Annotated in this window: 16 protein-coding genes; 9 read left to right on the top strand and 7 right to left on the bottom strand. The window is 54.6% G+C overall.

Annotation, left to right across the window (positions count from 1 at the left end; translation table 11 throughout):
• The first annotated feature begins 244 nt into the window (after window positions 1-244).
• From MVD07_RS02065 to MVD07_RS02090, 6 genes are read left to right on the top strand one after another with little or no spacing between them, the layout of a single operon-like run.
• On the top strand, window positions 245-769 hold the full coding sequence (locus tag MVD07_RS02065) for an NADH-quinone oxidoreductase subunit B family protein (protein WP_297497974.1): 525 nt from the start codon (window positions 245-247) through the stop codon (window positions 767-769).
• The gene (locus MVD07_RS02070; RefSeq protein ID WP_297497976.1) at window positions 766-1,332 is read left to right on the top strand and encodes an NADH-quinone oxidoreductase subunit C; all 567 of its coding nucleotides are present in this window, start codon (window positions 766-768) and stop codon (window positions 1,330-1,332) included. The genes MVD07_RS02065 and MVD07_RS02070 overlap by 4 nt, the downstream gene beginning before the upstream one ends.
• A complete protein-coding gene (locus tag MVD07_RS02075) occupies window positions 1,329-1,502 on the top strand; it encodes a hypothetical protein (protein ID WP_297497979.1) in 174 nt (57 codons plus the stop codon). Before MVD07_RS02070 ends, MVD07_RS02075 begins: the two co-directional genes overlap by 4 nt.
• Window positions 1,499-2,779, top strand: a complete 1,281-nt coding sequence (locus MVD07_RS02080) for a nickel-dependent hydrogenase large subunit (RefSeq protein ID WP_297497982.1) — start codon at window positions 1,499-1,501, stop codon at window positions 2,777-2,779. Before MVD07_RS02075 ends, MVD07_RS02080 begins: the two co-directional genes overlap by 4 nt.
• 5 nt (window positions 2,780-2,784) lie before the next feature.
• Window positions 2,785-3,777 (top strand): respiratory chain complex I subunit 1 family protein, encoded by a 993-nt coding sequence (locus MVD07_RS02085; protein WP_297498008.1) that lies wholly within the window; start codon window positions 2,785-2,787, stop codon window positions 3,775-3,777.
• Window positions 3,774-4,178: a 4Fe-4S dicluster domain-containing protein gene (locus MVD07_RS02090; protein WP_297497985.1), complete on the top strand. Its 405-nt coding sequence runs from the start codon at window positions 3,774-3,776 to the stop codon at window positions 4,176-4,178. Before MVD07_RS02085 ends, MVD07_RS02090 begins: the two co-directional genes overlap by 4 nt.
• Here the strand turns inward: MVD07_RS02090 and MVD07_RS02095 are convergent, their stop codons facing one another.
• Genes MVD07_RS02095 through MVD07_RS02120 form a run of 6 tightly spaced genes read right to left on the bottom strand, consistent with a single transcriptional unit; the run spans window position 4,179 to window position 7,134 of the window.
• Window positions 4,179-4,718, bottom strand: a complete 540-nt coding sequence (locus MVD07_RS02095; protein ID WP_297497988.1) for a ferritin family protein — start codon at window positions 4,716-4,718, stop codon at window positions 4,179-4,181.
• A gap of 2 nt (window positions 4,719-4,720) precedes the next feature.
• The gene (locus MVD07_RS02100) at window positions 4,721-5,203 is read right to left on the bottom strand and encodes a ferritin family protein (RefSeq protein WP_297497991.1); all 483 of its coding nucleotides are present in this window, start codon (window positions 5,201-5,203) and stop codon (window positions 4,721-4,723) included.
• A 1-nt stretch (window position 5,204) separates the two neighbouring features.
• Window positions 5,205-5,690 (bottom strand): ferritin family protein, encoded by a 486-nt coding sequence (locus tag MVD07_RS02105; protein ID WP_366078437.1) that lies wholly within the window; start codon window positions 5,688-5,690, stop codon window positions 5,205-5,207.
• A 40-nt stretch (window positions 5,691-5,730) separates the two neighbouring features.
• Window positions 5,731-5,910 carry a hypothetical protein gene (locus MVD07_RS02110; RefSeq protein WP_297497994.1) on the bottom strand — a complete coding sequence of 60 codons (180 nt, stop codon included), beginning with the start codon at window positions 5,908-5,910 and terminating at the stop codon, window positions 5,731-5,733.
• Entirely contained in the window at window positions 5,903-6,610 is a 708-nt protein-coding gene (locus MVD07_RS02115; protein ID WP_297497997.1) for a SagB/ThcOx family dehydrogenase, read from the bottom strand. Before MVD07_RS02115 ends, MVD07_RS02110 begins: the two co-directional genes overlap by 8 nt.
• A 41-nt stretch (window positions 6,611-6,651) precedes the next feature.
• Window positions 6,652-7,134, bottom strand: coding sequence for a THUMP domain-containing protein (locus MVD07_RS02120; RefSeq protein WP_297497999.1), 483 nt, complete (start codon window positions 7,132-7,134; stop codon window positions 6,652-6,654).
• Window positions 7,135-7,195: 61 nt separating this feature from the next.
• Here MVD07_RS02120 and MVD07_RS02125 point away from each other — a divergent pair, with 61 nt between their 5' ends.
• From MVD07_RS02125 to trxB, 3 genes are all read left to right on the top strand, one after another.
• Window positions 7,196-8,407: an ATP-binding protein gene (locus MVD07_RS02125; protein ID WP_297498013.1), complete on the top strand. Its 1,212-nt coding sequence runs from the start codon at window positions 7,196-7,198 to the stop codon at window positions 8,405-8,407.
• Window positions 8,400-8,933 carry a metal-dependent hydrolase gene (locus tag MVD07_RS02130; RefSeq protein ID WP_297498001.1) on the top strand — a complete coding sequence of 178 codons (534 nt, stop codon included), beginning with the start codon at window positions 8,400-8,402 and terminating at the stop codon, window positions 8,931-8,933. Before MVD07_RS02125 ends, MVD07_RS02130 begins: the two co-directional genes overlap by 8 nt.
• A gap of 66 nt (window positions 8,934-8,999) precedes the next feature.
• Entirely contained in the window at window positions 9,000-9,992 is a 993-nt protein-coding gene (gene trxB / locus MVD07_RS02135; protein WP_297498003.1) for a thioredoxin-disulfide reductase, read from the top strand.
• Window positions 9,993-10,033: 41 nt separating this feature from the next.
• On the opposite strand, the gene MVD07_RS02140 is transcribed toward trxB, so the two are convergent.
• A partial coding sequence (locus MVD07_RS02140; RefSeq protein ID WP_297498006.1) for a hypothetical protein occupies window positions 10,034-10,348 on the bottom strand: 315 nt, incomplete at its 5' end.

A 10,348-nucleotide genomic window follows, 5' to 3' on the forward strand; every position in this document is an offset into this window, starting at 1 on the left:
ACTACGCGAGCTATCTCGTGATAACGACGGCCTTCATCATGGGGGTTCTCCTAATCTGGGGGTGAGCATAGATGGAGCAGGTCTACGAAGTTCACTATCACTCCCCGCCCGAAGGGCGTACTAAACGTGCAAAGAGCGAAAACAAAGCCAGTAGAGGTTCCTCCAACTGGAGAATAGGTCGTTTTAAGCATAAAAGCGTTTTCCGCAAGTGCTTTGCGGAGCAAAGGGATCTGGGGGTGAGAGAGTGAGCATCAAGGTTCCGGTCAAGGGAAAGGAGGAAAAACAGAGCGAGCGTGAGAGACTTGAGAAGAGAATAGCCCAGCTCTGCAGGTTCATAGAGCGGTCGCCCTGGGTCTTCCACATTAACAGCGGTTCCTGCAACGGCTGTGATATAGAAATAATAGCCGCTCTGACGCCTCGCTACGACGCCGAGCGCTTCGGTGTAAAGCTCGTCGGCAGTCCGAGGCACGCGGACATACTCCTCGTTACCGGCCCTGTGACCAACCAAAGCCTTGAGAGGGTTAAGCTGGCCTACGAGCAGACGCCGGAGCCCAAGATGGTGGTAGCGGTTGGGGCCTGCCCCACAGGCGGGAGCGTCTTTTACGAGAGTCCCTTCACCAACGCACCCCTCGACAGGGTTATTCCGGTTGACGTTTACGTCCCCGGCTGTCCGCCGAGGCCCGAGGCGATACTCCAGGGGATCGTTTTGGCCCTTGAGAAGCTGGCTAAAATCCTGAAAGGAAAAATCCCGGAGGTGGTTGAGGAATGAACGATAATCCCGTTAACGAGACAAACGAGGTCAAAGAACCCACCAAGATCGAGAAGGTCGCTGAGACAATAGCGGAGCGCTTCCCTGAGGCCCAGGTAGAGGTAAAGACCAACAGGTGGAAGAGGCAGAGGGTCTGGGTGAGAATCCCGAGGGAAAAGTACAGGGAGCTGATGGACTTTATTAAGAAGCTCGACGGCGAGGCCCACTACTCGATAGGCATCGAACAGGACTGGGGGGACGAGCTGGGCTTCCTCAGCCACCTCGTGGTCCACTACAAGGCCGCTCCGGCTGTTTCTCTCATAGTTGACGTCCACGCGCCGAAAGATGATCCGGTAATTCCAGACATCAGCGACATCTTTCCCATAGCGCTCCAGTTCGAGAGGGAGGGCATGGAGATGGTCGGGATAGACTTTGAAAACGCTCCCGACAAGAGAAGGCTCTTTCTACCTGACGACTTCCCGGAGGGAATCTACCCCCTCCGCCTAGACGACAAAGGCGTTCCAGATGAGATGGTCAAGAACGCTGGTCATCCTTACTATTTGAAGGGAGGTGCAAGGAAATGAGGCCTGTTAATGAGGTTCGCGTTTATCTGCCGTCAGACACGGAGAGGGGAGAGAACGCTGAAAGTTCCAGAGAAAAGAAACCTCCAATCAGGAGAGAGAGGGTTGGTGAGTTGAATATCTTCCGCGAGTGCTTTGCGAAGCAAAGGGCTCTGGAGGGAGGATCAAAATGACTGAGAGAGTCGAGTACTGGGTCAAGATACCCTTCGGGCCGATTCATCCGGGTTTGGAGGAGCCCGAGAAGTTCATACTTACCTTAGACGGTGAGAAGATTATAGATGTTGACGTAAAGCTCGGCTACAATCTGCGCGGAATCCAGTGGATAGCCCTCAGGAGGAACTACATCCAGATAATGTACTTAGCGGAGAGGATGTGCGGGATATGCTCCTTCTCCCACAACCACACCTACACGAGGGCAGTTGAGGAAGCCGGAGGTATTGAAGTCCCGGAGAGGGCCGAATACATACGCGTCATCATCGGCGAGCTTGAGAGGATTCACTCCCACCTGCTAAACCTCGGCGTTCTGGCTCATGACATAGGCTACGACACACTCCTCCACCTCACATGGTTGGCGAGGGAAAAGGTCATGGACACGCTTGAAGCGGTCAGCGGGAACCGCGTAAACTACTCGATGGTGACCATAGGCGGTGTCAGGAGGGACATAGACGAAAAGAAGAGGCGGATAATCCTCGATATGATCAAGTACTACCGCGAGGTCTTTCCCCAGATTGAGGAGGCCTTCCTCCATGACCCGACGATAGAGGCCCGTTTCAGAGACACCGCGGTGATAAGCAAGAGGGTTGCACTTGAGCAGGGGGCTGTCGGTCCGACGGGAAGGGGTTCCGGAATAAGGGACGATGCCCGCTGGAGCGAGAGGCTTGGCGTCTACCCCGACCTCGGGATAAAGCCCGTAATGCCCCAGGACGTTACCGGCGAGAGGCCGAGGGGCGATGTATTCGACAGGATGGCGGTGAGGATAGGGGAGCTCTACCAGAGCCTCGAACTTATAGAGCATGCCCTCGATGGGATGCCCGACGGAAAGATAAAGGCCTTCCCGAAGGACAACGTCCTCTACGCGAAGCTCCGCCTTATGGTTGACGGGGAAGGAATCGGGAGGTACGAGGCTCCAAGGGGGGAGCTCGTCCACTACGTCCGTGGAAAGAAAGGCTCGGATAAGCCACTCCGCTGGAAGCCGAGGGAGCCGACCTTCCCGAACCTCTTCTCGGTGGCGAAGGGGGTTATAGGGGATCAAGTAGCTGACTTCGTGGTCGCTGTTGCGTCAATAGACCCGTGCCTGAGCTGTACCGACAGGGTTGCGGTTATAGAGGACGGTAAGAGGAAGGTATTGACCGAGAAAGACCTCCTCAAGGAATCCATCAGAAAGACGCGTGAGATAAACCCCGAGATCAAGGGAGACCCAACTCCAGTGGGGGCGAGCTGTTCGAGGTGATGCCAATGGACGCCGTTACTGGGCTGGTTTACCCGGTTGCAGGTCTGCTCGGCCTCTACGCCTTCGTCTCTCTTGTCTCGCTGATCTGGGAGGGGATAGACAGAAAACTGGTAGCCAGAATGCAGAGGCGCATAGGGCCACCGATCCTTCAGCCCCTCTACGACTTCCTCAAGCTTTCCAGTAAGGAGACGATAATCCCGAGCACGGCGAACTACATGTTCAGGGTGGCTCCGGTTCTGGCTTTAGCGACGGCAATAGCTCTCTTGGCTTACACACCCATGGGCTTTACGCCCATCTTAGCGAGCAGGGGCGACGTGATAGTCTTCATCTACCTGCTCACGTTGATCAGCTTCTTCAAGATAGTCGGTGCCATAAGCTCAGGCAACCCGTACGCCAAGATAGGTGCCGCGAGGGAAGCGACGGTAATGGTATCAAGAGAACCGGCTATGATGCTGGCTATCTTCACCATAATGTGGCGCCTCGGAAAGCTCGGTGTTCCAAAGCCCTTCAGCATGGGGATCTTCTATACCCACAACATATGGGAGATAGGGACTCCAATGAGCTTCGTTGGAGCGGTTATCCTGCTCTACGTCTTCTGCGTCTGGCTGGCGAGCGAGATCGAGGTGGGGTTCTTCAACATACCCGATGCCGAGGAGGAGATAGCCGAGGGCCTGCTCGTCGAGTACAGTGGGAGGTACTTAGCGTTGCTCAAGCTGACGAACTCGATAAAGGCCTTTATCTCAGCGTCGCTCGTCGTGGCGATATTCTTCCCGTGGGGGGTTTCAGGTTACCTCAACCTCACCGGCTTTTCAGCGGACGTCGTCAACCTGTTCTTCCACGCGCTGAAGGTCTTCGCCCTGCTCTTCGCCGTCCAGAGCGTCTTTAGAGCCGTGACCGGAAGGTTGAAGATAACGCAGGCGGTGGACTTCCTCTGGAAGAACGTCTTCTTGGCTTCGCTCGTCGGCTCTCTCCTCATAGCAATGGAGGTGATAATGTGAGGGCCCCAATACTGGTCCCAACGGTTCTCAGGAACCTCCTCAGGAAGCCAGCGACCAACCCCTTCCCAAAAACCGAGCCGGTTCCTATTCCAGAGGACTTTAGGGGGATGATAGCCTACAACGTGGAGGAGTGCGTCGGCTGCAGGATGTGCGTCAACGTCTGCCCGGCAGGGGTCTTCGTCTATCTACCTGAGATAAGGAAAGTGGCCCTCTGGACGGCGAGATGCATTTACTGCGGTCAGTGCGTTGATGTCTGCCCGACTGGAGCATTGAAGCTCAGCAGGGACTTCCTCTTAGCGAGCTACGACAACAAAGCCGACCGCTTCATACCGCTGAAGGAAGAGAAGGTCGAGGAACTGAGGAGGAAGGCAGAGGAAGCCAAGAAAAAAGGGGCAAAATAGTCAGAGAAAGCCCTTTTTCTTTATCTCCTCCTCTATCCTCTCGACGTTGACTCCCATAAGCCCCGCCTCACCGCGGAGCCTCTGGTAGTGAACCCACTCGATGTTTGCCAAGAACTCATAGAGCTCCCTTGCTTCCCTGTTCCCGGCTATTGAAGAGAGGTGCTCGTAGAGCTTTTTGGCGACGAGCTCGGTCTCCATCGCCACCCTGAAGACGAACTCAAGGTTTGATGGATCTTCGAGGGCCCTTGCGAGACTGGCTACCTCTATGTAGGGGATGTCAACCCCCTCCGGCTCCTCGCCGTAGGTCTTTACATAGAGCCTCCTAAGACCGTCGCCGTGCTCCTCCGACTCCTTGGCGAGCTTCCTGAAGGTCGAGACGAGTCCCGGCGGAAGCCTGAGTTCTTCTGCCTTTTTGGCTAACTTCCAGTATATCCTGGCTTCCTCGTACTCACCGAAGGTCCAGTAAGCTAAGATGCCCCTCTCGGAAAGGGAAAGGAGCATGTCCCTGAACCGCTTTAGTGTGTCTTCAAGGTCCTCCATTCTCACTCCTCCAAGCCGAGGGAACCCCCGAGAGAGACCAGGGACTCGTAGTGACCCCTTTCAATCTCCGCCAGCCGGAGATAGACCTCCTTAAGCTTTGGATTCTCCGTTTCACTGGCGAGCTTCCTGTATATCGTCTCGGCCAGCTTCTCGCTCTCCATGGCTATTTCAAGCACGTCTTTGAGGTCTTCAACCTTCCAGAACTTGCCGAGGACGTTTAACGCTTCAACGTTCGGAACCCTGACATCCATGAGCTCTTCTCCGTACTCCTCCCGGTATATCTTGAGGAGCTCATCCCCGTGCCTCTTGGACTCGTCGCCGAGCCTTTTGAAGGTCTTCACGGCTTTGCTGGGAAGGCCGAGCTCTTTGGCGCGCTCAGCCAGCTTCCAGTAGGTTTCGGCCTCCTCGTACTCACCCTTAATCCAGTAACTGAGGAGTTCGCGCTCGTTCAGCTTCCGTATCTCGTTCAAAATCTCCACGACCATCTCAACCACCCAGCCTTTCATACTCCCTCTTGAGGGCCTCATAATGCGTCCTCTCAACCTCAGCGAGCTTAAGGTAGAGCTCCTTTAGTTTCGGGTCTTCAACCTTCTCGGCAAGGGTTCTGTAGGCGCTCATCGCTATGAGCTCGCTCTCCATGGCCGTTCTCAGGACTTCCCCGACCTGGTCGGCCCTCTCAAACTCTTCGAGAACTGAGAGGACTTCTATCGGCGGTATATCACTCTCCGGTTCCTTAGGATAGCTCTCCCTGAAGAGCCTCGTCAGTTCCTTTGCATGCCTCTCGGAGTCCTTTGAAAGCCTTTCAAAGGTCTCGACGAGGCTTTCTGAAAGGTCGAGGTTTCTTGCCCTCTCTGCCAGCTTCCCGTAGAACTCTGCCTCCTCCTTTTCGCTCTTTATCCAGTAAGCTAGAGCCTCTTTGTAGGATAACTTTGAGAGCTTTTCAATGACTTCCTCAACGTCGAGCATTTCCATCCCCTGTACTGAGTGGGCAGGTCACTAATTAAACTTTGGGTCAGAGGACAATCCACAGTGTTATGAACATCAGGATGTAGGTCACGACGCTCAAAACTGCGTGGAGCTTTATCCAGAGGCCCCTCCTCGGTGAGAGCAGTATCATAGCACCGCTCAAGACCGAGAGGGTCATGAAGGCGAAGGTAATGTAGCCGAAGGTGCAGTGGTCGAAGCTAACCATTTGGAACACCCACCGGGAAGATGTAGAGGGGACTGCCAGAGGTGCCGAGTATCTCGACGACCCTTTCATCGTCGAAGGCTCCAACAGCGACTGTTCCCAGTCCCAAGGAAGTCGCCTCAAGGTAGATGTTCTCCCCTATGTGACCCGCCTCCATGTGGACATACCTTATCCCCCTCTCGCCGTAGACCCTGGTGGTTCTTTCGTAGAAGGCGACGAGGACTATGTCCACGGGAGCATCTCCGACCCACTCCTGGTTCAGAGATGCCCTCTGGAGCTCCCCCCTGAAGTCCCCTTTCTTGAGCTCGATGAGGACATGTCTGAAGGGGTCGTAGCCGTATATTCCAGGGGACAGCCCTTCCACCTTCCCAACGACCACGTAAACCTCGAAGGGATACGTCGGACCAGCGCTCGGGGCCGAGCGGTACTTTCTCCTCCAGTCGGTTATTCCCTGCGCTGCCCAAAGAAGCTGGGACAGCTGGTCGAGCGTTATATGCTCGTCGCGGTAGGAGCGTATGCTCCTCCTCTTCGCTATCGCCTCCTCGACGCTCATTCCGCCGGTGAGCCTCGGCTCGGGGAGAAGAACGATATCCTCACCCTGACCACCCTGGTGGATGCTCCTCAAGTGAGGTTTGAGGAGGAGCAGTGTCGGGAAAACGACGACCATTACGAAGGCCACCAGGGCAACGTGCCTCAGGTTCATGTTAAAACTTTGGGGAAACTCCTATTTATAACCCACTGAAATCACTCCTCGACTTTGAAGCGCGGAAGCTCGCACCTCTTCAGGACACCAACACCGGCCTTCTTTCCGAGGACTTCAACAACCACTGTCCAGTCCGGGTCGCTCAGGTTCACTTTATAACCGAAGCGCTCAACTAGGAGGGAGCCGAGCTTGATTTCAAGCTCCCTCTCCTTCAGCTTTTTGTTTCCCCTAACCCTTGCCCTGACCGCGAAGCTACCGTCGATGGTCCCGGCGAGCCTCAAGACTGCATCTTCAATTACTTCCCACCTAGCTGGAACGAGATCATCGAAGGGGATTACTCTCTGTACCGCCTGGGTCTCGAACTTCTTGAGCCTTTCGAGGGCTTCCTCCTTTCCGAGTGGCGTTTCAGCTAGAAGGACACCCCTCCAGTCCGTCCCCCTGACCCTTACTTTGCCCAATGCCCATTCAAGTTCGAGGATTGCGTCGCCTTCCCTCCCTTGGGGGGCAGTTACGAGGAGAATCATTTCCGCTCACCAATGAACAGGTTTTTATATTAAAAACCCTTTAAAACATTCGGTGGGTGAAATGGAAGGCCTTAAGCTTTACCCGGCACAGTCCTACGAGGTGTACGGCCTCTCGAAGAACCCTTTCGAACAGCTCGCAAGCGAGGGGATAAGTGACGTCGAGAGCATTCACGTTTACCAGGAGGTTGACATGCGCCTGCAGATGATAATCTCGGAGGTTATAGGGAATAAGAGCTCGATAGCGCTGAGCATAGTCGGCCCCCTCGGGATGGGCAAGACCCAGAGGCTCAAGAGCATAGCGAAGGCGATCACCGAGAAGGGCGGAAAGGCAATATACGTAAAGGTCGACACCAACGACATACTCAAGCTCACCAGGGACATATTCTACGCCCTCAAGCCACCCAAGAGCAGAACCAACATCTTCCTTGAGAACCTGTCCAGAAAGCTCGGCTTCATAGACAGGCTGGAGAAAATGCTGACCGACACAAGGGAGTACAAGAGCAGGGACATAGCAGAGCTTTTAGTAGAGCAGATGAAGAAGCACCCCTACTGCGCCCTCCTCCTCGACGAGCTGGAGAACATGAACTCAGCTAAGGAGCACGAGAAGATACAGTTCTTCGAGATGTTGAGGCACTTTATAAGTACCATGCCCCCCGGCTGTATAGTTGCCTTCGCCTGCATTCCCGAGGCCTACGAGGAGTACACGAAAATCTTCCCAGCGTTCTTCATGCGCCTCCACTACGAGTTCAGGCTGAGGCCAATGAGCCTGGATGAGGTCTTTGAACTGGTCAAGAAGAGACTCAACCGGGTCAGGGTAAGGGACACAGACGACCCGATTTATCCCTTCACCGAAGAGGCAATAAGGCTGATTCACCAGCTCGGCAAGGGCAACCCGAGGCAGATTTTAAGGCTCCTCCACTACGTGCTGAGCGAGTCTGCCAAGCACAAGTTCGACCCGATAGATGACTATGTGGTTACAACGATCCTTGAAGAACCCAAGAGCCTTGAGGAATACCTGACTAGAATTCCAAAGGACTACAAGGATCTGGTCGAAGCCATAGTCTTTGAGTTCAGCGGCGGGCCGGTCAGCTACATACAGGTGGCCAAAACGGTCAAAAAGCCGGGAATGCAGGTCTACGAGAACCTCAACGAGCTGGTGAGACTCGGTTTCCTGATAGGTGACATGAAGGGGAACTACAAGGTTCCCGACTACGTGAAGAAGTTCATAGAAGAGGGACAGGCCGAGGGACTGAGGGGGGAGATGGTTGCCTAACTACGATGCCCACGTGCTCAGCGGGATAGCCACCTACCCTGTGGCGGTTCTCATAGCATACCTCCTCAAGCTCTACGCAGGGCTCCCAATAGAGGTTACGACGCCCGGGATGGTGATAGGCTACGCCCTCTATGTCCTCGGGAGCGATTTACCAGACATGGACCATCCGCAGGCGCTGATACACAGGGGGACGAAGCCAATAGTGAGCGTTGCAACGGGGAGTGCCGTCTTCATCTGGTCTAGGGAACTGGGACTTTCGAAGGAGGTGTGGATTAACACGACCGTCCAGTGGACGCTTGGAGCTGTGTCGGCCGTCATAGCATGGTTTGCCTTCACAGCTGTGATGCCGAGGCACAGGGGAATAGTTCACTCCCTCCTCTTTGCCGGGGTATACGCCCTCCTGGCTTATGCCCTCGTCGACTATGGCCTCAGGATGGGGCTCGGCGTCGGGCTCTACTGCGCCCTCTCAGCTTTTCTCGGCTACGCCCTACACCTCCTCCTCGACCGCTCGGTAAAAATTGTCTAATTTTACCCACTTTTGTGCAACAAGCCTTTTAAACAAGCAGGGACAGGGGAAGGCGGAGGTGGGGAGATGTTCAGCCTCGGTGGTTTCTCACGCTCCGGGGAGTACGAGAACAAGACCTGGGACGTGCTCATCATCGGAGCCGGACCGGCAGGGTTTACGGCTGCCATATACGCTGCCCGCTTTGGCCTTGAGACTCTGATCATCAGCAAAGACCTTGGGGGAAACATGGCCTTAACGGACATCATAGAGAACTACCCGGGCTTTCCAGAGGGGATAAGCGGTTCAGAGCTGACCAACAGAATGCACGAGCAGGTGAAGAAGCTCGGCGTTGAGGTTATCTTCGACGAAGTGGAGAGGATAGACCCTATAGAGTGCGCCTATTATGAGGGACCCTGCAAGTTCGGGGTCAAGACGAAGAACGGCAAGCTCTACAAGGGGAGGACGATAATCATAGCCGTCGGTGCCTCGCCGAGAAAGCTCAAGGTCCCCGGTGAGGAAGAGCTTACCGGAAGAGGTGTCAGCTACTGCGCCACCTGCGACGGCCCGCTCTTCAAGGGCAAGAAGGTCATAGTGGTAGGCGGAGGAAACACGGCCCTACAGGAGGCGCTCTACCTGAAGAGCATAGGCGTTGATGTAACGCTCGTCCATAGGAGACAGCAGTTCAGGGCCGACAAGATACTCCAGGACAGGTTTAGGGAGAGCGGTATCCCTGCAATACTCGACACAGTCGTGACCGAGATAAAGGGAACGAACAGGGTCGAGGCCGTTAAGCTTAAGAACCGCGTAACCGGCGAGGAGTGGGAAATGCTGGTTGACGGTGTCTTCATATTCATAGGCTACGAGCCCAAAACAGAGTTCGTCAAGCACCTCGGCATAACCGATGAGTACGGCTATATACCCGTTGATATGGACATGCGCACGAAAGTTCCCGGAATCTTCGCCGCTGGCGACATAACCAACGTCTTCAAGCAAATAGCGGTGGCAGTAGGCCAGGGGGCTATAGCAGCGAATTCAGCCAAGGAGTTATTAGAAGAGTGGAAGGAGAAGAATGGGGAGTGAACTTTCCTTCACCTTACTTGGTTTTCAGAAAAATGAAAAAGTCAGAATTTCCCAATTATCCTTCTCATTAACTCCCTGTCCGGGTTGCCGTAGATGAAGGTCGAGAGTATGTATTCCATCTCGCGTTTATCCGGTCCAAAGACGTCTCTCGCTATAATAGCTTCGAGCTCAGCTCTGATTTCCCTCCGCTCATCCTCGTCGGTGATTTCGCTCGTCCTAATCCCAAGCTCCTTAGCCATATCGTCATAGTGGCCCTTCCTGTAGAGGAGCTTGAAGGCCAGCTCGACTATTCTGGCCTTTGTCTCAGGTTTAGGCTCCGGAATCGGGAGCTCGTAGAGGAAGAACATCGTGAGGTT

It is taken from the genome of Thermococcus sp., assembly GCF_027008145.1.
Lineage (GTDB): Archaea > Methanobacteriota_B > Thermococci > Thermococcales > Thermococcaceae > Thermococcus.

Coding starts and splice junctions, on each gene's coding strand:
- MVD07_RS02070 (WP_297497976.1), top strand. CDS start 766: ATGAACGATAATCCCGTTAACGAGACAAACGAGGTCAAAGAACCCACC.
- MVD07_RS02075 (WP_297497979.1), top strand. CDS start 1,329: ATGAGGCCTGTTAATGAGGTTCGCGTTTATCTGCCGTCAGACACGGAG.
- MVD07_RS02080 (WP_297497982.1), top strand. CDS start 1,499: ATGACTGAGAGAGTCGAGTACTGGGTCAAGATACCCTTCGGGCCGATT.
- MVD07_RS02085 (WP_297498008.1), top strand. CDS start 2,785: ATGGACGCCGTTACTGGGCTGGTTTACCCGGTTGCAGGTCTGCTCGGC.
- MVD07_RS02095 (WP_297497988.1), bottom strand. CDS start 4,718: ATGGAGGACCTTGAAGACACACTAAAGCGGTTCAGGGACATGCTCCTT.
- MVD07_RS02100 (WP_297497991.1), bottom strand. CDS start 5,203: ATGGTCGTGGAGATTTTGAACGAGATACGGAAGCTGAACGAGCGCGAA.
- MVD07_RS02105 (WP_366078437.1), bottom strand. CDS start 5,690: ATGGAAATGCTCGACGTTGAGGAAGTCATTGAAAAGCTCTCAAAGTTA.
- MVD07_RS02110 (WP_297497994.1), bottom strand. CDS start 5,910: ATGGTTAGCTTCGACCACTGCACCTTCGGCTACATTACCTTCGCCTTC.
- MVD07_RS02115 (WP_297497997.1), bottom strand. CDS start 6,610: ATGAACCTGAGGCACGTTGCCCTGGTGGCCTTCGTAATGGTCGTCGTT.
- MVD07_RS02120 (WP_297497999.1), bottom strand. CDS start 7,134: ATGATTCTCCTCGTAACTGCCCCCCAAGGGAGGGAAGGCGACGCAATC.
- MVD07_RS02125 (WP_297498013.1), top strand. CDS start 7,196: ATGGAAGGCCTTAAGCTTTACCCGGCACAGTCCTACGAGGTGTACGGC.
- trxB (WP_297498003.1), top strand. CDS start 9,000: ATGTTCAGCCTCGGTGGTTTCTCACGCTCCGGGGAGTACGAGAACAAG.